Below are 20,152 nucleotides of genomic sequence, written 5' to 3' on the forward strand. Positions count from 1 at the left end.
CTTGTTCTTCCTGAAAATGCAGTGCTTAGAAGTTCACGCCGAAACTGAGGGCCACGAAGTCACGGTCATCCACGGTGGTGTACTTGCCGTCGAAGAAGTTGGTGTACGCCAGGCTCGCGGTGTAGGTGTTCTGGTACTCGGCATCCACGCCCAGGCTGATAGCCTTGCGACCTTCCTCGAAGTTGCCGCCAGGGCCAGGCGAGTAACCGCTGACGTCATGGGACCAGGCCACGTTCGGCTTGAGGTTCACACCGGCGAACACGTCGTTGTATTCCCAGATGGCACGACCGCGATAACCCCAGGAAGTCGAGGTGGTGAAGCCGTCGTCGTTGCAGTTGCGGCTGCGATTGTTGGTCGCCGCGCCTGGACCCGCGCCGTTGATGGTGCTGGTATTAAGGATCTGCGAGCAGGTGTCCAGGCTGCCGGTGGCAGGCAGTTCGCCCGGGCCATAGACCGGATCGCGGCCGTAACGAACCTTGGAGGTGCTTTCCAAGCCGCCCACGTAGGTCAGGCCGACTTCACCAACCAGGGTCAAGCGGCTCGCGCCCATGACCTGATCGAAGAAGTGGGTGAAGGTGGTCTGCAGCTGGGTGATCTCTTTACGGCGATAGCCGTGCAGGTCCTGACCCGGGGAGCCGTCGAGCAGCGAGGCATTGGCCAGGGTGCCGCCCAGGGGGCGAACACCGGCGAACAGGATATCGGTGGAGTTCAGCTGCACCGGAGCGTTCGGGCGATAGCTGATCTCACCGCTCCATGCGGTACCGGTAGGCAAGGTGGTGGAGAAGCTCAGGCCATAGAGGCGGATGTCCTCAGGGTACTCGACGAAGTACTCGGAGCTGCCCGCCACCACCAGTGGGCCCAGGGCGCGGAACGCTGGAGGCAAGGCCGCGACACGGTCGAAGACCGACTGCGGAGCACCGGTAGCGCTGAAGATCGGCGCACGGCTGTGGTAGTTCATGAAGTACGCGCCGAACTCGGTGTCGAGCGGCTCGTACATGTACTTGAAGGACACGCCCCACTGCCCGCTGTCCCGTGCATCGCGGTCCGGGCCACGACGCACCAGCACGCCTTCCTGATTGACGTCGACGCCCGCGGCGGCCAGTGGCCCCAGGGCAATCGACGGAATGGTCGAGCGCTTGTTCAACACCCGCAGATTGTCGCTGCAACCGTCGGCGATGATGTCCGGCTGGGAGAAGAAGGTGCCGCAGTTGTCGACGACGGTCTGGTCCCACTCCAGCTGATAGAAGGCTTCGGCCGAGAGGTTATCGGTCAGGCTCTGGGAGACGTAGAACATGTTGACCGGGATCAGGCCTTCCTTGATCTCCGCGCCAGGACGGCGGAAAGCCGATACGTCGATCGGGTTGATCGAGTTGATGCCGCCGCCGATGAAGGTACTTTCACCCCAGCTCACCACTTGCTTGCCCAGGCGCACGGAACCCGGCTGCTCGGCGATCGAGTAGTTGTGGTAGATGAAGGCGTCGAGGATCTGCCCACCGGAGGACTTGGCGCCTTCCTTGCGGTTGCTGTCGCTGATGTCCTTGAACTCGCGGCTTTCGTCCTTGAGCTCGAAGTCATACCAGTACTTGCCACGGACGAAGACGCCGGTGTCGCCGTATTTCAGTTCAAGGTCATGGATGCCCTTGAAGATCTTGGAAAAGGTTTCGCCGCTTTTGAAGTTAGCGTGGCCATCGTCGGAGGTCTGGGACAGGCCATGGCCGCCGTTGTTGACACCAATCAGATTCTTGTTGGGGCTCTGGGTAGACCAGCTCGCACCCAGCGATAGAGAAGAGTCGAACTGACCTTCGATTTCACCGATGTTGAAACTGACGCCGAAGGCAGGTCCGGCGAGCGTAGAGGCGAGACTGACGGCCAGAGGCAGTTTCGCCCGGCGCCAGAACTGGTTTACTGATGTCATCGACGCTACTCCATGTGCTTTATTGTTATGGCAGTGAGCACTTTTAAAAACGCTCTGAACGGGCGGAACCCAGTCAGCCCCGAAGTCGTTCAAAGTTGCATCGCCCCATGTTGTGCGGTTGCCCCGTTCTTAAAAATCCTTGGGCGGACTATAGCCAGCGGGTGGTACGGCTTGATCCCTCTAAAGTGTGATTTGCAGCCCCCAACCACTCTGGAACGGTCCTTTCGCCAGTCCGGCAAATGCCGGCACGGCAAGGATGGCTGAAAATTCGGATTTGACAAGGCAAGCGCTTGCTTGGTGGGCTCTACCGTGCCCTTTCGGGCACGGTAGAGGGTGTTTATAGCGTCGAAAGAAAGGTGCTGTTGTTGGCCTGCCATTCGGTGATGTCGAGGCGGATGCGCTTCTTGTCGAGCTTGCCGACACTGGTCTTGGGAATTTCAGTAACAAGGGCGATCTGGCTGGGAATCGCCCACTTGCTCAAGTGCCCCTGTTCGACAAACGGCTTGAGATGGTCCTTGAGCTCCTTGGCCTCGATCGCATGCCCTTCACGGACCACCAGCAAGGCGAACGGGCGCTCGCCCCATTGCGGATCGGGGATCCCCACCACTGCTACTTCGCGTACCGCCGGGTGACGGCTGATCAGGTCTTCCAGGGCCAGGGACGATACCCACTCGCCTCCGGTCTTGATCACATCCTTGATCCGGTCGCGAATATCGATCACGCCCATGCCGTCGAGAGTCGCCACGTCGCCGGTGTGCAGCCAGCCGCCTTCCCACAGCTCTGCGCCCTTCTGCGGCTCATTGAAATAGCCTTCGGTCAACCAGGGCGCGCGCAGCACCAGCTCACCCTGGGTCTCGCCATCGGCCGGCAGGAAGTTGCCGTCGCCATCGACAATCGCCGCCTCCACCAGAGGTCCGGGCACGCCGGCCTTGATCCGGTAGGTAGTGCGCTCATCCTCGGTGCCCACCAGCAGTTCTTCGTTGAGGTGGGCGCAGGACACCAGCGGCCCGGTTTCCGACATGCCATAGGCCGCCGTCAGCTGAATGCCCTTGGCCTTGGAGGCCTCGTACAGCGCACGGTTGAGCGCGCTGCCGCCAATGACGATCTTCCAGCCGCCGAAATCGGTGCCCTGGGCCGCCTTGGCATTGAGCAGCATCTGCAAGATAGTCGGCACGCAATGGGAGAAGGTGACCTTCTCCTTGCGCCACAGCTCCACCAGAAGTTCCGGGTCGTAACGGCCGGGGTAGACCTGCTTGAGGCCGAGCATGGTCGCCACATAAGGCAGACCCCAGGCATGCACATGAAACATCGGGGTAATGGGCATGTACACATCGCTGGTGCCCAGCAGGCGCACGCTGTCGATGCTGCCCATGATCACCGCCACGCCCATGGTGTGCAGCACCAGCTGGCGGTGGGTGAAGTACACGCCCTTCGGATTGCCGGTGGTGCCTGTGGTGTAGAAGGTGGTGGCCACCGAGTTTTCGTCGAAATCCTCGAAGGCGTACTGGGTGCTGGCAGCCGCCAGAAGCTGCTCGTATTCGCCCACCAGGTTGGGCAGGTCGGCGCTCTTGTCCGGGCCGTCGGTCAGCAGCAGGGTTTTCTCCACCGTGCTCAGTTGCCCGGCGATCGCCTGGTAGAGCCCGACAAACTCGCTGTTGACCAGCACGAAGCGGTCCTCGGCGTGATTCATGGTGTACAGGATCTGTTCCGGCGACAGACGCACGTTGATGGTATGGATCACCGCGCCGATCATCGGGATGGCGAACATGCACTCCAGATAGCGATGGCTGTCCCAGTCCATCACCGCCACGGTATCCCCGGCCTTGACCCCGGCAGCCGTCAACACGTTCGCCAGCCTGGCCACGCGCTCGATCAGGGTTGGGTAGCTGTAACGCAGCTTGTCCCGGTAGACGATTTCACGGGTTTTCTCGTAACGGGTGCCAGACATCAGCAGCCGCTTGATCAATAGCGGGTATTGGTAGGCGCCTTCGGCTGGCGGAATAACGCGAGTCTGCAACATAAGCATCCCTTTTCGTGACTGCACGGTCGTGGCTGAAGAACGCTCACTCTAGAGCGCCGCTGGCTCTGCCAAATCAGCCAAAGGAATGATTTGCAGAGCCGTACGAATGCTAGCTCCAAGCCAGCATTCGCGCGACCAGACATTCGCCATGGGAAGGTACATGCGTGAGCGTCAAGCCGCTTGCTCGACCACCCTGCACGGGAATAGCTCGGCGCCCCGAATCAGCTCAAGGCGCCAGGCCCCATTACAGCCCCATTACAGCCCCATCAGTTAGCCCCGGGTGTAGCCCCGTGCAGTTGCAAATGCTGTTGCAGGTAGCTGCGCAGACGTTTTTCCACATCGCGGTTACGCGGCCTGGGCAACCCGGCCGGCCATTCGCCACGTGCCAGCGCGCGAATCGGCGCCTGCTGGCTCATGCCCCGGCGCTGGATCTGACGCAGCCCCTGATCCCACCAGACATGGCGGCAAGCCTCGACATAGGGCGAGATCGGGCCGCAGCTGCCATACAGCAAGTCGCGTCCGACTTTTTGCATGTCCTTGTTCTGCCGCCTCAAGTAGAACTTGATCCGCGAGCGCTGAAACAACGACGGCAAGGGTTTACGCCGTGGGACCTCGCGCTGCAGGCGCAGCAACTCCGGCCGGAAGGCTTCGCCATGGCGCTGGAAGAACAGCGCTTGCATGGCGTGGAAGAAGTCCTTGTCGGAGAAGTAGTGATAGATGCAACTCTTGCTCTCGCCCACGGATTGACCGCGCAAGGCAAATGACAAGGCGATCTGTTCCAGTGTGTGCAGGTCCTTGATGTGGGCGCTCCACTCGTCAATCAAGGCAATCGAGGCTTGCATCAGCGGACCATCGCCGGCCGTCAGGCCACAAACCCCGCTGTTGAACAGACGCTGGTCGTCGGCTACCGACTGACCGCTGGCCTGCAGGTAGCGGTCGAGTTTGACGAACTCGGGGCGGGTACGGACCTCAGACCAGAGAAACTCGTCTTCATCGATCAGATACTGGCCGGGTGCGATGCGATCGAACAGCCGCTGCGGGTCGGCCTCGAACAAGGTGTCGGTATCGACAAACAGGGTCTTGTCCGCCAGCACGAGGCCCGCGGCAAAGGCACAGGCCTTGCGCCGGTGGTAGTAGCCCTGGTCACCCTGCCACTCGACCAGCGTTTGCTCACTCAACGGCACCACTTGCACCGGCCAGCCGCGGTAATCCTCGGGACGGTCGGTCATGACCCGAATCACCAGCGGCTCGGTACTCTTGCTCTGGTCGAGGGCCGTCAGAATGCTGAATTTCGCTTCATGGCGATAAACCTCTTTGCCGCCATAAACCAGATAGAGCAACTGCTGCGGTACTTTTTGTATCGTCATCAAGCGTCCGGTCTCGCGCGCTCTCCGGACGGTCAAGGGGCTCGACCTGCCGGAGTGGCATAAAAGCGGACGATTGTACGATTAATCCCAATTAATGATCAGAAATATCCGATAAATATGGACGAGAAAGACCGCCTCAATGCATCTCGGTAAAGGCCAGCTTCACCCCGATGGCGATCAGCACCGCGCCCATGGTGCGGTCGAACCAGTGGCCCATGCGGGCAAAACCGGCGCGGACTTTCTGCTGGCTGAACAGCAGCGCCACCAGGCAGAACCAGGTAGCCGTCGCCACCGCCAGGTACACGCCATAACCGGCCTGGATGGCCAGGGGCGTGTGCGGATTGATGACCACGGTGAACAGCGACAGGAAAAACAGCGTCGCTTTCGGGTTCAGGCCGTTGGTCACGAAGCCGGAAGTGAAGGCGCCGCGCGCGGTGCGCTCGCCAGCTTCCAGGTGCAGATTCTCGGTAGCGGGCTTGGCCGGCTGCGCGCGCAGGGCCTTGTAGCCGATGTACAGCAGGTAAGCGGCGGCGGCCCATTTCAGCGCGTTGAACAGCACGATCGACTGCGACACGATCAGACCGATACCCAGCAGCGAATACCCCACATGCAGGAAGATCGCGGTGCCGACGCCCAAGGCGGTCCAGGTGCCGGCGCGGCGACCGTGGGTCACGCTTTCGCGCACCACGACGGCGAAATCCGGGCCCGGGCTGGCCACTGCAAGCAGGTGAATAAGGGCGACGGTCAAGAACTCGGCGAGGTACATGGACACTCCTGTGTATCTAATTATTTCATCTGTTAGGCTCGGCAGATTACGCCTTCAGACCCTCGTGCAAAAGGTACAGTTGATGACTAACAATCGCCGCGCCGTCTTCCTCGACCACAGCTCCCTGGACCTTGGCGACCTCGACCTCAGCGCGCTGCGCCACAGCTTCGACGAACTGCAACTGCATGACCGGACCAGCCCCGAACAGGTGGTCGAGCGCCTGCAGGGAGCCCAGGTGGCGATCAGCAACAAAGTACCGCTCAATGCCGAAACCCTGGCCGCCTGCCCCGAGCTGAAACTGATCCTGGTGGCGGCCACCGGCACCAACAATGTCGATCTGGCCGCCGCCCGCGCCCAAGGCATCACCGTCGCCAACTGCCAGGGCTACGGCACACCATCGGTGGCCCAGCACACCCTCATGCTGCTGCTTAACCTCGCCACCCGCTTCGGCGATTACCGCCAGGCGGTCAGCGACGGTCGCTGGCAGCAGGCCCGGCAGTTCTGCCTGCTGGACTTCCCGATCGTCGAACTGCAAGGCAAGACCCTGGGTCTGCTGGGCCATGGCGAGCTGGGTGGCGCCGTCGCCCGCCTGGCCGAGGCCTTTGGCATGCGCGTGCTGCTGGGGCAGATTCCCGGCCGCCCGGCCCGCGCCGACCGCCTGCCGCTGGATGAATTGCTGCCACAAGTCGATGCGCTGACCTTGCACTGCCCGCTCAACGAACACACCCGGCACTTTATCGGCGCCCGGGAGCTGGCCCTGCTCAAGCCCCAGGCCTTTGTGGTCAACACCGCCCGTGGCGGCCTGATCGACGAGCAGGCCCTGGCCGACGCCCTGCGCAGCGGTCACCTGGGCGGCGCGGCCACCGACGTGTTGAGCGTCGAGCCACCGACCGCTGGCAACCCGCTGCTGGCCCATGACATCCCGCGGCTGATCGTGACCCCACACAACGCCTGGGGCAGCCGCGAAGCCCGGCAGCGCATCGTCGGCCAGCTGGCGGAAAACGCCCAGGCGTTTTTCAGCGGTACAGCGCTGCGGGTCGTCAGTTGATAAACTGCGCCACTTTTTTCCCAGGAGCAGATTATGGATCCGCGCAGTGAAGTACTGCTTCGTCAGGCTGACTTGTTTCAAGGCTCGCTGCTGCTGGCCGGCCTGCCCGCCGATGACCTGCTCGGCCGCCTGCCGGGTGCCCATGGCTGGTGCTGGCACGCCGGCGATCAGGCCGCCCTGGATGCGCGTTTCGCCGGGCGCAGCCACTTCGGCGTGACGGCCCCCGAGCAAGCCTTTGCCAACGCCGTGCTGTTCCTGCCCAAGTCCAAGGAATTGACCGACTACCTGCTCAACGCCCTCGCCTCGCGCCTGGCCGGGCGCGAGCTGTTTCTGGTCGGGGAAAAACGCAGCGGCATCGAACGCGCGGCCAAGCAGCTCAACCCCTTCGGCAAACCGCGCAAGCTCGACAGCGCGCGGCACTGCCAGCTGTGGCAAGTGACGGTAGACAACGCGCCACAAGCCGTCAGCCTGGAAAGCCTGGCCCAGGAATATGAACTGCCGTTGGCCGAAGGGCCGCTGAAAGTGATCAGCCTGCCGGGGGTGTTCAGCCATGGTCGCCTGGATCGCGGCAGCGCCCTGTTGCTGGAACACCTGGACAAACTGCCCAGCGGCCACCTGCTGGATTTCGGTTGCGGCGCCGGGGTTCTGGGCGCGGCGATCAAACGTCGCTACCCACATAACAATGTGACCCTGCTGGATGTCGATGCCTTCGCCGCTGCCAGCAGTCGCCTGACCCTGGCCGCCAATGGCCTGGAAGCCGAGGTCCTGACCGGTGACGGCATCGATGCCGCGCCCATGGGTTTGAACACCATCCTGACCAATCCGCCGTTCCATGTCGGGGTCCACACGGACTACCAGGCAACGGAGAACCTGCTGCGAAAAGCAGCCAAACATCTGAAAACCGGTGGCGAACTTCGGCTGGTGGCCAACAGCTTCCTGCGTTATCAACCGCTGATCGAAGAGCATCTCGGCCCTTGTTCGATCAAGGCCGAAGGCCAGGGTTTTCGCATCTACAGCGCCAAGCGCGGCTGAAAACCTTTTTGCAAAAGAACGCTTGCCGAATGGATTTTGCCTAGGCAGAATCCGCTCCGTCCTAGGGGAGTAGTCTCCCGCGAGCACCACGCTCGCCCGGCATGCGTCAACATACTTGATCCTCAGATCATGGCGCATGCGACCCAAGAGTCCGCACAGACGGACCGCAGGGTTTGACAAGACCTATGACACGCACACCTTACCCGGGGCGGGAAGGCTGTACGTGTCATAGCCGTGTCGACCCGCCCCTTAGGAATGCCCTGATGCTGGATTCTCTACTGGTTCCCACTGCGATCGTTGCCTTGGCCGAAATCGGCGACAAGACGCAACTGCTTGCCCTCATTCTCGCCGCGCGCTTTCGCAAACCCTGGCCAATCATCGCCGGCATCGTCGCCGCGACCCTGGCCAACCATGCGGCAGCCGGTGCGGTAGGTGCCTGGTTCGGCAGCTTCTTCTCGGACGCGACCTTGCACTGGATCCTCGCCGCGAGCTTTACCGCGACCGCGCTCTGGACCCTGGTGCCGGACAAGATGGACGACGACGAAGCCAGCACCGCCCGCAAGTTCGGCCCCTTCCTGACCACGCTGATCGCGTTCTTCCTCGCTGAAATCGGCGACAAGACCCAGATCGCCACCGTCATGCTCGCGGCGCAATACCCGGAACTGTGGCTGGTCATCATCGGCACCACCGCCGGCATGCTGATCGCCAACGTCCCGGTGGTACTGGCCGGCAACTTCGCGGCGGAGAAACTGCCCCTGCCCCTGATCCGTCGCCTCGCGGCCTCGGCGTTCTTCATCCTGGCCATTGTCGCGGTGTACAAGGCCATGCAGAGCAGCGGCTGGTTGTAAGCACACCATCAGCAGGCACGCCTCCAGGCAAACCTGCGAGCACAAAAAAGCCCCGAACCAGTCGGGGCTTTCTTTTGCAGGGGGCCGGCTTGTTCACGACCCTGTCGTCAACAACACGCCAGACGATCAGGGCCTCTTGGCTTGCTGGTACAACGGCATCACCTTCGGAATCGCCGCTTCCAACGAGGAAATACGACTGCCGGACGCCGGGTGAGTACTGAGGAATTCAGGTGGCGCGCCTTCCGAAGCCTTGCTCATCTTGTTCCACAGGGTAATGGCCGCGTTCGGGTTGTAGCCGGCGCGGGCCGCCAGTTCCAGGCCGATCAGATCGGCTTCGTTTTCATTGCCGCGACTGTTGGGCAGGGTCATCAACAGGTTGACCCCGTTGTCGCCCACGGCGACCGCTTCCTGCGGCGCGCCGGCGATCAGCGCAATCTGCTTCAGTGCGCTGACACCGTAGGCCTTGGACATCGCTTCACGGCCGTGCTCGCGCAAGGCGTGAGCGATTTCATGCCCCATGACCGCGGCGATTTCATCGTCGGTCAGTTGCAACTTGTCGATGATCCCAGTGTAGAAAATGATCTTGCCGCCAGGACCGCAGTTGGCGTTGAGCTCATCGTTCTTGATCAGGTTGACTTCCCAATTCCACTGCGCGGAATCCGGGCGGAACACCGGGGCCTGGGCAATCAGCCGGTTAGCGATCGCCTGGAGGCGCCTGGCATTGGCACTGGACTTGTCCAGCACGTTCTTGCTGCTCGCCTCGCCGATCGTCTGTTGATAGGACTGCGCGTAGGACTGGTTGACCTCATCGGTCGACAGCATGCTGAACATGTACTGCTTGCGATCGACCCCAACAGCGCCACCGCTGGTGGTGTTGACCGACTGGCAACCCGACAGCAGCAACGCAGCGGTGAGTGCACCCAAAACCTGCTTCTTACTCATGAAAACGCTCCCTGAAAACATGGCGCGTATCCTAGGCCCAGTTGTGTATCGACGCCAGATACAACGGACGTGTAGCACGCTGTTTTCAGATACGGCACCGTAGGAAAAAATTCACAGAACCTCCCCCTCCGCGCTGGCAACGGCCGGCAGCTGTCCATTTGCGACATGCCAGCCTACAAAACAGCCATTTTTCCAATCCTCGCTCATGGTCGGCGAGGGCCTTGCCGATACAACGGGGCAGACGTCATTCCTGCGTCCGGAGCCCTTATGAAATTCAAGTCGATCCAGTTTTCCGTGGCCGCCCTGGCCGGTGCCATCGTCCTCAGCGTGGTCGTTGCCCTGGTGCTGTACGCCCTGTTCGCCGGCGCCCGGACCCAGGAGATGGTCCAGCAGCAAACCCAGGCCCAGTTCGAGCAAGTCATCGAACAACGGCTGGTCGGCCTGGCGCAGACCCAGGTCAGCCAGATCCAGCGCGAACTCGAGGCGCCCCTGCTGATCGCCGGCGGGCTGGTGCGGATCAACGCGCTGATCGGCAGCAAGGGCGCGGACGGCAATCCACAGCTCAATCTCAGCCGCGAGCAGCTGATCAACCTGATCAAGGAAAACGTCGCGCAGAACCCGAAGATTCTCGGTGCCTATATAGGCTGGGAAAAGAACGCCATCGACCATAACGACAGCGCCTATGTCGACACCAAGGTGATGGGTATCGATGCCAGCAACGGACGCTTCCTGCCGTGGTGGTTCCGCAACGAAGACGGCAGCCTGGGCCTGGACAAACTGGTGGACGTGGACGACCAGAAAGTCCTGTCCACTGGCGTGCGTGCCAGCGAGTACTACCTGTGCTCCAAGGAAAGCCGGAAATCCTGCGTGATCGATCCGGCGCCGTACAAGGTTGGCGACAAGATCGTCATGCTCGCCTCCTTTATTGAGCCCATCCTGCTCGACGGGGCCTTCCAGGGCATCGTCGGTGCCGACCTGTCGGTGAACTTCATCCAGGACATGCTCCTGGGTGCCAACCGGAAACTCTATAACGGCGTCGGTGAAATGGCCCTGATCGGTGGCAATGGCCGACTGGTGGCCTACACCAAGGACCCGAGCAAGTTCGGCGAAAAGGTCAGCGACATTCTCGACAGCGAGGAAGTCGCCAAGCTGGGCAACCTCAAGCGCGGCGAAGTGAACTACAACGTCGATCAGGCCAACGGACGGATCGAGCTGTACCTGCCGTTCGGCATTGGCCAGGCCGACGCCCGCTGGACCCTGATGCTGCAACTGCCGCTGGACGCTGTCATGGCCGACCTGCAGAAACTGCAGAGCGACCTGGCCGAACAACGCAAGGCCGACACCTTCGGCATGGCCATGGTCGGCCTGATCATTGCCGGCCTCGGCCTGCTGGTGATCTGGCTGGTGGGCCACGGCATCGCCCGTCCGCTCAAGCAGATGGTGGCCATGCTCGACGATATCGCCCAGGGCGAAGGCGACCTGACCCGCCGCCTGAGCAGCGACCGCGCCGACGAACTGGGCTCGATCGCCAAGGGCTTCAACACCTTCCTGGCCAAGCTGCAAGCGATGATCAGCCAGGTGGTGACCTCGGTGCAGAGCGTCAGCGACTCCTCCGAACACACCGCCGATATCGCCATTCGCACCAACCAGGGCGTGCACAAGCAGATGGCCGAGATCGACCAGGTAGCCACCGCCGTGCATGAAATGACCGCCACCGCCCAGGACGTGGCCCGCAACGCGACCCAGGCCGCGCAAGCCGCCAACCATGCCGACCAGGCCGCCAGCCAGGGCATGCGGATCGTGCGCGACACCTCGACCGCCATCGGCGCCCTGGCCGTGGAAATCGGCCGGGCGGTGGGCGTCGTGCAGACTCTGGCCAAGGACAGCGAGAACATCAACGCAATCCTGATCGCCATTCGCGGTATCGCCGAACAGACCAACCTGCTGGCCCTCAACGCCGCCATCGAAGCCGCCCGCGCCGGCGAACAGGGCCGCGGCTTTGCCGTGGTGGCCGACGAAGTACGCAACCTGGCGCAGAAGACCCAGCAGGCGACCGAAGAAATCCAGTCGATGATCCAGCAACTGCAGCAAGGCACCCGCGATGTGGTGCGGGTCATGGAGGACAGCCAGAACCGCACCGACGAAAGCGTGCAGCACGCGGCGAAAGCGGCCGAAGCCCTGGAAACCATCACTCAGGCGGTGTCGGTGATCAATGACATGAACACCCAGATCGCCAGCGCCGCCGAAGAGCAAAGTGCGGTCGCCGAGGACATCAACCGCAACGTGATCAATATCGGCCAGGTGGCCAACGAAGTGGCCGGCGGCGCCGACGAATCCAGCGCGGCCAGCGCCGGCCTGACCAAACTGGCCGAGCAGCAGCGGCGCCTGATCAATCAGTTCAAGGTGTAAAAAAGGCCCTGCGGACCTTGCGCAACCTTCGCCAGCGGCTACAGGAATTGCGGCGCGATTCAAGAGCCCGACACGGGCTCTGTAGCCGCTGCCGCAGGCTGCGATCGAGTTGGGCGGCACTCCGTGCGAAGCGCTCGCCGAATCAGGCCACGCGATTCAGGGACGGCCTCAACCCGGGGTCAGGCATTCCGGGGCGTTGAGCTTCGGATCGTTCACCAGGTTGGCCAGCACCCGCTCGCGCAAGGCGGCCGGTGGGCTGGCCAGCAAGGCTTGCAGCACCGGAAACGGTGTATCGGGGTCGAGCCAGGCTTCCTGGCCCTGGGCATCGAGAATCAATGGCCGACGCTGGCTGGCCGCCGGCTGGGTGACCACTGCGGTGCTCAGCCAGACCTGCTCCTGCACTGGATAGGCTTCCCAGATCGCCGCGAAGAACAGCGACGAACCCTCCCCCGGCGTCAGCCAGTACGGGCGTTTGCGGGTGCCGCCGCGCCATTCGTAAAAACCGTTGGCCGGCAGCAGGCAGCGGCGCTGGCGAAAGGCTTCGCGGAACATCGGCTGTTCGGCCAGGGTTTCGGCGCGGGCATGGGCCGGGGTCCGTGACAGATCGGTCAGCCAGGGCGGCGTCAGGCCCCAGCGGGCGCGGGCAAGGTTGCGCTGGCCGTCGCTGCTGCGCAGGATCAGCACCGAATCGTTGGGTGAAATGTTCCACTGCGCCTGCTGGTCCGCCGGAAATCCGGGCAAGGCGGCAAACGCTTGGTTCCAGCGAAACAGGGCATAACGTCCACACATGGGGCAAACAACTCTCGGAAAATCGGCGGCCAGCCTAACAGATCAGCACACCGGCATGATTGGCCGGCTCGTCGCCGGGCATCGGCAGCGCGGCATTGTACGCGGCGATCAGCTCCCGAGCGTATTGCGCCTGGTCGTTATCCACCGCCAGCCCAAGGAGGCCGAACATGGGCAACTCACCGGTACCGCCAAGCAAATCCCGCCCCACCAGATGCGCCTCGACCCCCTCGCTGGCCAGCATGCCCTGGAGCAATTCCGCCTCCAGCAGGTTTTCCGGTTCGTAGATTCGCTGCATAAAGCCCCCCGTCACTCGTTTTCGCTGCGCACGTCGAGCATCCATTCCTGCCCGTCGGTCTGCAGGGTGAACACAATGGGCCGACAACAGACCGGACAATCCTCGATGTACTGCTGATCGCCCCCGGACAGGTCCAGTACAGCCTCGGCCTCTTCACCACAGTAGGGACATTGATAGCGCTCGGTTTCCAGCATCGCGGCCTCCGGAGTGACTTGTGCGTATAATCGCCGGTCTATTTGCAGGGCTATTGAGATCTGAGCTTACTTTTCAGACCGCGCCCGGCTATTTTTCGATCCAAACCTTTTCTTACCTAGCCGTTTCCAACAAGAGAGCATGATGGGCGAATTCGATGCCATCCGACCTTACGACGACACTGAAGTACCAGCGGTGCTGGCTCGACTGCTCGGCGACAAGGCGTTTCTAGATATCCTCACCCACTTCAGCTTCCCGCGCTTTGCCGGTGCTTTCGGCTGGCTGCTCAAACCCCTTATAGCTCATCGGCTGCGCCGTGAGTTCGCCGCGGTCACTTCGGTGGCGACCCTGCAGGACAAGGTCGAGTTCTACGTCGACCGCACCATCGAGCGGGCCACCGACGGCGTGACCTACACCGGGGTCGAGCAATTCAAGTCCGGCAGCGCCTACCTGTTTATCGCCAACCACCGCGACATCGTGATGGACCCGGCCTTCGTCAATTACGCGGTGTACCACGCCGGGCTGCCGACCCCGCGCATCGCCATCGGCGACAACCTGCTGCAAAAGCCCTTCGTCAGCGACCTGATGCGCCTGAACAAGAGCTTCATCGTGCACCGTTCTATCACCGGACGCCGGGAAAAGATGGCCGCCTACCAGCTGCTGTCGGCCTACATCAACCACTCGATCCGCAACGATTGCGCATCGATCTGGATTGCCCAGGCCGAAGGCCGGGCCAAGGACGGCGACGACCGTACCGAATCGGCGATCCTCAAGATGTTCCACATGAGCCGCAAGGACGAGCCGTTCGGCGAGGTCATCCAGTCGCTGAACCTGACCCCGGTGTCGATCAGCTACGAATACGACCCTTGCGATCAGGCCAAGGCCCGCGAGCTGTATATCCGCGCCACCACCGGCAGCTACACCAAGGCCCCGGGCGAGGACGACATCAGCATCGCCAAGGGCATCACCGGCTATAAGGGCCGGGTCCACGTGAACTTCGCCGCGCCGATCAGCGAGCTGTTCGAGGACACCAAGCAATTGGCGGTGGAGATGGACCGGCAGATCCTCGGCGGTTATCGCCTGTTCCCGGTGCATTACCTGGCCTACGCCCAGTGGAGCGATGCCGACCCGGCGCTGCAGGTACCGAGCGCGGCCCAGGTGTTCCCGGCGGACGAACTGGCCAAGGCCCAGGAAGAGTGGCAACGGCGCCTGGACGCCTGCCCGGAGGAACATCGCCCGTACCTGGTGCTGCAATATGCGACGCCGGTGCGCAATCAGTATCGGGTCAAGGCGGGACTGGCATTGCCATAACGCTCATCGCACACGACAACGGCGCCAGAAGGCGCCGTTGTCGTTTGTGCAATGCATAGCGATCCCGAAATCTATCAGAACCGCGTACTGATCCAGGACACCAGCAACGCCAGCCCCAGGCAGGCAAAACCGAAGCGGTAGAAGAACCGGTTCATGCGCAAGGTCGCATCGTCCAATGCCTGCGCCGACAGACCCTGGGAGCGGGATTGGCCCTGGACGGCCAGATTGGCCAGCGCACGCTGCTCACGACGTCGGGTGGCGTGCAACAACCAGCTACCGGGAAAGGCGAACAGCAAGGCAAGAATATTGATCAGCTTGGCGGGGTGGGCGCTGAACAGCGACCAGATCAGTTGCAGCGACATCACGAACCTCGAATGAAACCGGATAACGAGCCCTGGCGACTCGCGGCGCGGATTTTACCCAAAGGCCCACTTTCTGCCTGGGCTTTCCGACAGATAACAAGCCGCCTGCCGGTTAATTCGCCCTGTCATACGTTCGTCATACAAACAGGCCAGTCTGGCGCCCCTCGAAACCGACACGGAGCTTGTCATGCTGCACGCAGAAAACCAGGACCGCCTCTACCTGATCGCCCCCAGCGACGAACAGGAAGCCTTGGTCGGCGCCCTGGCCTTCAACGTCCAGGACCGCCACTGGCTGGTGTATTGCGCCCTCGGCGGGCACCAGCATGCCGACCTGCCGGAAACCGATCTGCTGACAGGGGTCAGCGTGCTGGATTTTTACGTCGAGGCGGCGTGAGGCCGGACTCGAAACAAATCGACAGCCAATAAAAAGCCCGGCTTCTGTGGAAGCCGGGCTTTTTTTGTGCATGGAGCCGATGACATCAAGCAAGGCCCTTCGGGCCTTATCGCAGCCTGCGGCAGCGGCTACGGGGCTCACATTATTCGCCGAGAATCTGACCGATGCTCGGATCCTTGAACAGACGGGTCAAGGCGTCGCTGAGTACGTCGCTGACCAGCTTGGTATTGGTTTCCTGGTTCGGCGCCATGCCGAAACGCTGGTCCAGGGACGCACCGTAGCGACCGCTGTAGCGGCGGTTGGCGCTCTGCACATCGGAACGGAAGGTCGCGCCGATGGTGGCCTCAGTCACGTACAGGCCTTCCTTGGGCGACTGATACTTCAGCTCGGCCAGGGTCACGGTCAGTTGCGGAGCGTTCAGCGCGTTGGCGGTCGGGGTAAAGCCCAGCAGGCGTACCGCGGCCTCGGCCTGGGCCTGCAGCTTCGGCAGAATCTGCGCGCCCTGGACGGTAATCGCACTGGTTTCAGGGTACAGCCCGCCGCGGGTACCCAGGGTTGGCGACGGACGGCCATCGACCACTTTCACGACCACCGGCTGGCCATGGCCGACCGGCGCGAGCTGAGTGGTGAGCTTCGGTTCCGGGCTGAGTTGTTGCGGGCTATGGGCGCAACCAGCCAGCGTCAAACTGGTCACAGTGATCAAACCGAACAACAGGCGTTGCAACATGCTCATTTCTCCAGGAATCAGGCACAGACAGACGCGCAGTATAGCGGGGGTCAGCGGCCGCTAACCAGCGGCCCGGCGCGAGTCAGTCAGCTCTCATACAGGTTCGGTACAAGGCGCTTGCTGTAACCTCCCCGTCACGGGCGTTACATGGCCATGTAACGCCCGGGCGGCATTCTTCATCGCAACTGCCCAACAGGTACATCGCCATGCATTTCCTCTGGTCCTTGTTCGCTCCGCGCCAGAAATACCGCAGCTTCGCCAAGCTCGACCCGCAGGGCCGCTGCCAGGCTTTCAAGCACTGCAAAGTGCCGCCAATGGGCGACGGCTGGGTGGAAATCGAGGAAATCCGTCTCAACTGGTTGCACCAGCCGCTACCCGCCGGCGCCCGCGTCAGCCCACGCATCGCCCGCGCCCGGGTACAACCGATGATGGCTACCTGACCAAAAGACTAATAAAAGTCATTAAACAGGATCATTTCCGCGCGTTTCTTCGTTACAATCTCCCCCCGATTATAAGGACGTCTCCTGATCGGGCCTCGCAGCATCGCTGATGCATCAGCTTCAGCTCCCCCGCATTGCCCACAGAGAGCCGCCCACACAGATCGAGTGAAGCCGGCGTGCTTGCTGTTCATCTTGCAAACCACCGCTTTTCGCGCATCTGCAGAGCTGCCATTGCTCGGCCACTAAGCTGTTCGCCCGTTAATGCCACGTGCTCCATGTCGGCATTCACCCCTCGGGCCGGTGCCAGGCTTGGACAGCCCTTTTTTGAGGTTCACGTCTTCAAAAGAGCGTGAAAAAACGGGTTTTCACAACTTCACAAGAGTGTGGCGAGCAAATGAATAGTTTTGCGTCTGTACTGGCACCATTAGCGTCTACAACAGCCCGATTACACAGGACCGAGCACGCCTCAGATACTTGCGCTTGAAGCCTGTCCGCTACGGATTTGGTTGCACAAACGGACTCTTGACCATAAGTCGAATTGCCCGCCCTGCCCTGAAATGCGTTCATACGCGGATCAGGCCCGGTTGGTAGCGTCCGTCGAAGTTGCGAAAAATTGCGAAGATTCGGACATGGCGATCCTGGCCATGAGTGACCCGGGGCATAACGTGAACCGCCCCTTACTCCTGGCAGCTATGCCGTCAATTTGGTGCTGCAGATTTTGGAGACGCGTTAATGGCGCATAACGAAGCAGTAGACGTCGTATTGGTTGGGGCCGGCATCATGAGTGCCACCCTCGCTGTACTGCTCAAGGAGCTCGACCCCGCGATCAAGCTGGAAGTCGTCGAGCTGATGGATTCGGGTGCCGCGGAAAGTTCCAACCCGTGGAACAATGCCGGTACCGGCCACGCCGGCCTCTGTGAGCTGAACTACACGCCACAGGCCGCCGACGGTTCCGTCGATATCAAGAAAGCCGTGCACATCAATACCCAGTTCGAGGTGTCGAAGCAGTTCTGGTCCTACCTGACCAAGAAAGGCACCTTCGGCTCGTCCAAGTCCTTTATCAGCCCGGTGCCGCACCTGAGCTTCGTTCAGGGCGACAGCGGTGTGTCCTTCCTGAAGAAGCGCTTTGAAGTGCTGAGCAAGCACCACGCTTTCGCGGACATGGAATACACCGAAGACAAGGCCAAGATGGCCGAGTGGATGCCGCTGATGATGCCGGGCCGCGCGGCTGACGAAGTCCTCGCCGCCACCCGCGTGATCAACGGCACCGACGTCAACTTCGGCGCCCTGACCAACCAGTTGCTCAAGCACCTGACCAGCGCACCCGATGCCCAGGTCAAGTACTGCAAGCGCGTGACCGGCCTGAAACGCAACAAGGACAACGGCTGGACCGTCAGCATCAAGGACGTCAACAGCGGCAACACCCGTGAAGTCGACGCCAAGTTCGTGTTCCTCGGCGCTGGTGGCGCAGCCCTGCCGCTGCTACAGGCTTCGGGCATCGAGGAAAGCAAAGGCTTCGGCGGCTTCCCGATCAGCGGCCAGTGGCTGCGCTGCGACAATCCGGAAGTGGTCAAGCATCACCAGGCCAAGGTCTACAGCCAGGCCGCGGTCGGTTCGCCACCGATGTCCGTGCCGCACCTGGACACCCGCGTGGTCGATGGCAAGAAGTCCCTGCTGTTCGGACCTTACGCCGGCTTCACCACCAAGTTCCTCAAGCACGGTTCGTTCATGGACCTGCCGATGTCGGTTCGCGCCGGCAATATCGGCCCGATGCTGGCCGTGGCCAAGAACAACATGGACCTGACCAAGTACCTGGTCAGCGAAGTGATGCAGTCCATGGAGCAGCGCCTGGAATCCCTGCGTCGCTTCTACCCGGAGGCCAAGGCCGAAGACTGGCGCCTGGAAGTGGCCGGCCAACGGGTGCAGATCATCAAGAAGGATCCGAAGAAAGGCGGCGTGCTGCAGTTTGGTACCGAGCTGGTCGCAGCCAAGGACGGCTCCCTCGCCGCCCTGCTCGGCGCTTCGCCAGGCGCTTCGGTGACCGTCTCGATCATGCTGGAACTGATCGAGCGCTGCTTCCCGGCCAAGGCCAGCGGCGAGTGGGCCATTAAGCTCAAGGAAATCTTCCCGGCCCGTGAAAAGGCCCTGGAAACCGACGCCGCGCTGTACCGCAAGATCAACAGCGAGAACAACGTCAGCCTGGAGTTGGTCGAACAGAGCAGCGAAGCCGAAAGCTACGCTTAAGCCGCGCTCATGAAAAACGCCCCGCTCTCTTGGAGAACGGGGCGTTTTTTATTTTGCTTGCCCACTACTTGTAAAACAGATCAATTACCACAGCAGCATCGAACGGCCCTATCACCGGCTTCGCGCGCCAAAAAAGTTGCGCAAGGAGATCGATCCGAGCTGGGGTGGTTCCAGTCATGTCAGTAAGTTTGAACCAGCTGTTGTAAGCAAGCTTTTCATTATTTTCCGCCCGAAGCAAAGAAATCCCAACAGAACTGTTATTTTCCGGGACTAATAATCCATTTAAAATACTGCCAGTCTTAGGAGTGAACCGCGCATTGACCGTATAAGGCGTAGCGCAATCCCTCTTTAAGTTCAGACTGAATCTTGAGACTGTAATCTGCTGGCCGCTCTGCCCTCCCCCAGAAGACAATCGCCCAAAATCAATCGTACTCGGTGTAACAGTTAACTTTGGCGAACACGGAACAAAACGAATTTTATTGAGCCCTGTCAGAATATAATTCAAGTTATATTTGGGCGATGCATTCAACCCACCAACACCATCCAACTGAAAGACGCTGTAACTTGTCAGATTGGTCGCCTGACCCGTCGTTGGAGTCGCACCGTACTTTTCTATAAAAACAGAGAAATTTAATGTGAATCTTGCAGAACTCCAACCATTGCAGTTAGACAAAGTACACCCTTCGTGAGAATGATGCCCGGTATTATATTTTCCGCTAGCCCGTGTGATGGCAATCCCTTTATAGCGAATTCCTACACGAATTCCTTCCCCAACAAAGTAGTTTATTGGGTTCAGGTAAAAATAAATGTTTTCTCTTCCTCCTCCAGCGTTATCAATGCATCTCACGGGAATAGACCTAGCTTCCGACTCCCAGATAATTGTCCCGTCCGGGGCGTCAGCTTGCACAGCTAAATCTGTACCCAGGGCTTCATAGAAGCTTGCACTATCAGTCCCGTCTACCAGGCACGCCAAAGCAAAGCTTTTGATTGGAATCCAAAACAACAAAAGAAAAATTACTGAAATAACTCTTGAGAGTTTCATTTTATCTCA

General features: G+C 61.1%; 19 protein-coding genes, 1 pseudogene and 1 riboswitch. Of the genes and pseudogenes, 9 read left to right on the forward strand and 11 right to left on the reverse strand.

Features of this window, described 5'->3' with window-relative positions; translation table 11 throughout:
• Positions 1-25 precede the first annotated feature (25 nt).
• The 4 genes from PMI20_RS28045 to PMI20_RS28060 form a co-directional block, all read right to left on the reverse strand.
• Positions 26-1,915: a DUF1302 domain-containing protein gene (locus PMI20_RS28045; RefSeq protein ID WP_007928418.1), complete on the reverse strand. Its 1,890-nt coding sequence runs from the start codon at positions 1,913-1,915 to the stop codon at positions 26-28.
• 337 nt (positions 1,916-2,252) lie between these two features.
• Positions 2,253-3,935 carry a fatty acid--CoA ligase gene (locus PMI20_RS28050; RefSeq protein WP_007928417.1) on the reverse strand — a complete coding sequence of 561 codons (1,683 nt, stop codon included), beginning with the start codon at positions 3,933-3,935 and terminating at the stop codon, positions 2,253-2,255.
• A 266-nt stretch (positions 3,936-4,201) separates the two neighbouring features.
• Entirely contained in the window at positions 4,202-5,302 is a 1,101-nt protein-coding gene (locus PMI20_RS28055) for a hypothetical protein (protein WP_007928416.1), read from the reverse strand.
• Positions 5,303-5,438: 136 nt separating this feature from the next.
• The gene (locus PMI20_RS28060; RefSeq protein ID WP_007928409.1) at positions 5,439-6,068 is read right to left on the reverse strand and encodes a LysE family translocator; all 630 of its coding nucleotides are present in this window, start codon (positions 6,066-6,068) and stop codon (positions 5,439-5,441) included.
• A gap of 82 nt (positions 6,069-6,150) precedes the next feature.
• On the opposite strand from PMI20_RS28060, the gene PMI20_RS28065 reads away from it, so the two are divergent.
• The 3 genes from PMI20_RS28065 (at position 6,151) to PMI20_RS28075 (ending at position 8,996) form a co-directional block, all read left to right on the forward strand.
• The gene (locus PMI20_RS28065; RefSeq protein ID WP_007928407.1) at positions 6,151-7,116 is read left to right on the forward strand and encodes a 2-hydroxyacid dehydrogenase; all 966 of its coding nucleotides are present in this window, start codon (positions 6,151-6,153) and stop codon (positions 7,114-7,116) included.
• A gap of 33 nt (positions 7,117-7,149) precedes the next feature.
• Positions 7,150-8,148, forward strand: a complete 999-nt coding sequence (locus tag PMI20_RS28070) for a methyltransferase (protein WP_007928404.1) — start codon at positions 7,150-7,152, stop codon at positions 8,146-8,148.
• Between the two features lie 51 nt (positions 8,149-8,199).
• Positions 8,200-8,323, forward strand: a riboswitch (yybP-ykoY riboswitch).
• 88 nt (positions 8,324-8,411) lie between these two features.
• Entirely contained in the window at positions 8,412-8,996 is a 585-nt protein-coding gene (locus tag PMI20_RS28075; RefSeq protein ID WP_007928403.1) for a TMEM165/GDT1 family protein, read from the forward strand.
• A gap of 126 nt (positions 8,997-9,122) precedes the next feature.
• Here PMI20_RS28075 and PMI20_RS28080 read toward each other — a convergent pair whose 3' ends face one another.
• On the reverse strand, positions 9,123-9,938 hold the full coding sequence (locus tag PMI20_RS28080) for a M48 family metallopeptidase (RefSeq protein WP_007928401.1): 816 nt from the start codon (positions 9,936-9,938) through the stop codon (positions 9,123-9,125).
• A gap of 1,356 nt (positions 9,939-11,294) precedes the next feature.
• On the opposite strand from PMI20_RS28080, the pseudogene PMI20_RS31070 reads away from it, so the two are divergent.
• Together PMI20_RS31070 and PMI20_RS31075 are read left to right on the forward strand one after the other, a co-directional pair.
• Positions 11,295-11,492 (forward strand): annotated as a pseudogene (locus tag PMI20_RS31070) (HAMP domain-containing protein); the annotation flags it as partial.
• A gap of 111 nt (positions 11,493-11,603) precedes the next feature.
• Positions 11,604-12,347, forward strand: coding sequence for a methyl-accepting chemotaxis protein (locus PMI20_RS31075; RefSeq protein ID WP_370686835.1), 744 nt, complete (start codon positions 11,604-11,606; stop codon positions 12,345-12,347).
• 168 nt (positions 12,348-12,515) lie between these two features.
• On the opposite strand, the gene PMI20_RS28090 is transcribed toward PMI20_RS31075, so the two are convergent.
• From PMI20_RS28090 to PMI20_RS28100, 3 genes are read right to left on the reverse strand one after another with little or no spacing between them, the layout of a single operon-like run.
• On the reverse strand, positions 12,516-13,136 hold the full coding sequence (locus PMI20_RS28090; RefSeq protein ID WP_007928397.1) for an SOS response-associated peptidase: 621 nt from the start codon (positions 13,134-13,136) through the stop codon (positions 12,516-12,518).
• A gap of 34 nt (positions 13,137-13,170) precedes the next feature.
• Positions 13,171-13,431, reverse strand: a complete 261-nt coding sequence (locus PMI20_RS28095; protein ID WP_007928396.1) for a putative signal transducing protein — start codon at positions 13,429-13,431, stop codon at positions 13,171-13,173.
• An 11-nt stretch (positions 13,432-13,442) separates the two neighbouring features.
• Positions 13,443-13,625, reverse strand: coding sequence for a CPXCG motif-containing cysteine-rich protein (locus PMI20_RS28100; protein WP_007928395.1), 183 nt, complete (start codon positions 13,623-13,625; stop codon positions 13,443-13,445).
• 142 nt (positions 13,626-13,767) lie between these two features.
• Here PMI20_RS28100 and PMI20_RS28105 point away from each other — a divergent pair, with 142 nt between their 5' ends.
• Positions 13,768-14,934 carry a 1-acyl-sn-glycerol-3-phosphate acyltransferase gene (locus PMI20_RS28105; protein WP_007928394.1) on the forward strand — a complete coding sequence of 389 codons (1,167 nt, stop codon included), beginning with the start codon at positions 13,768-13,770 and terminating at the stop codon, positions 14,932-14,934.
• Between the two features lie 74 nt (positions 14,935-15,008).
• Here the strand turns inward: PMI20_RS28105 and PMI20_RS28110 are convergent, their stop codons facing one another.
• Positions 15,009-15,296 (reverse strand): hypothetical protein, encoded by a 288-nt coding sequence (locus PMI20_RS28110; protein ID WP_007928393.1) that lies wholly within the window; start codon positions 15,294-15,296, stop codon positions 15,009-15,011.
• Between the two features lie 187 nt (positions 15,297-15,483).
• Between PMI20_RS28110 and PMI20_RS28115 the strand changes: the two genes are divergently transcribed.
• Positions 15,484-15,690, forward strand: a complete 207-nt coding sequence (locus PMI20_RS28115; protein WP_007928392.1) for a hypothetical protein — start codon at positions 15,484-15,486, stop codon at positions 15,688-15,690.
• 142 nt (positions 15,691-15,832) lie between these two features.
• On the opposite strand, the gene PMI20_RS28120 is transcribed toward PMI20_RS28115, so the two are convergent.
• The gene (locus tag PMI20_RS28120; protein ID WP_007928390.1) at positions 15,833-16,417 is read right to left on the reverse strand and encodes a YajG family lipoprotein; all 585 of its coding nucleotides are present in this window, start codon (positions 16,415-16,417) and stop codon (positions 15,833-15,835) included.
• A 206-nt stretch (positions 16,418-16,623) separates the two neighbouring features.
• On the opposite strand from PMI20_RS28120, the gene PMI20_RS28125 reads away from it, so the two are divergent.
• Positions 16,624-16,857 carry a hypothetical protein gene (locus PMI20_RS28125; protein ID WP_007928388.1) on the forward strand — a complete coding sequence of 78 codons (234 nt, stop codon included), beginning with the start codon at positions 16,624-16,626 and terminating at the stop codon, positions 16,855-16,857.
• A 732-nt stretch (positions 16,858-17,589) separates the two neighbouring features.
• The gene (gene mqo, locus PMI20_RS28130) at positions 17,590-19,101 is read left to right on the forward strand and encodes a malate dehydrogenase (quinone) (protein ID WP_007928387.1); all 1,512 of its coding nucleotides are present in this window, start codon (positions 17,590-17,592) and stop codon (positions 19,099-19,101) included.
• Between the two features lie 64 nt (positions 19,102-19,165).
• On the opposite strand, the gene PMI20_RS28135 is transcribed toward mqo, so the two are convergent.
• Entirely contained in the window at positions 19,166-20,143 is a 978-nt protein-coding gene (locus PMI20_RS28135; RefSeq protein WP_007928386.1) for a fimbrial protein, read from the reverse strand.
• Positions 20,144-20,152 lie beyond the last annotated feature (9 nt).

This window comes from Pseudomonas sp. GM17, from assembly GCF_000282175.2.
GTDB lineage: Bacteria > Pseudomonadota > Gammaproteobacteria > Pseudomonadales > Pseudomonadaceae > Aquipseudomonas > Aquipseudomonas chlororaphis.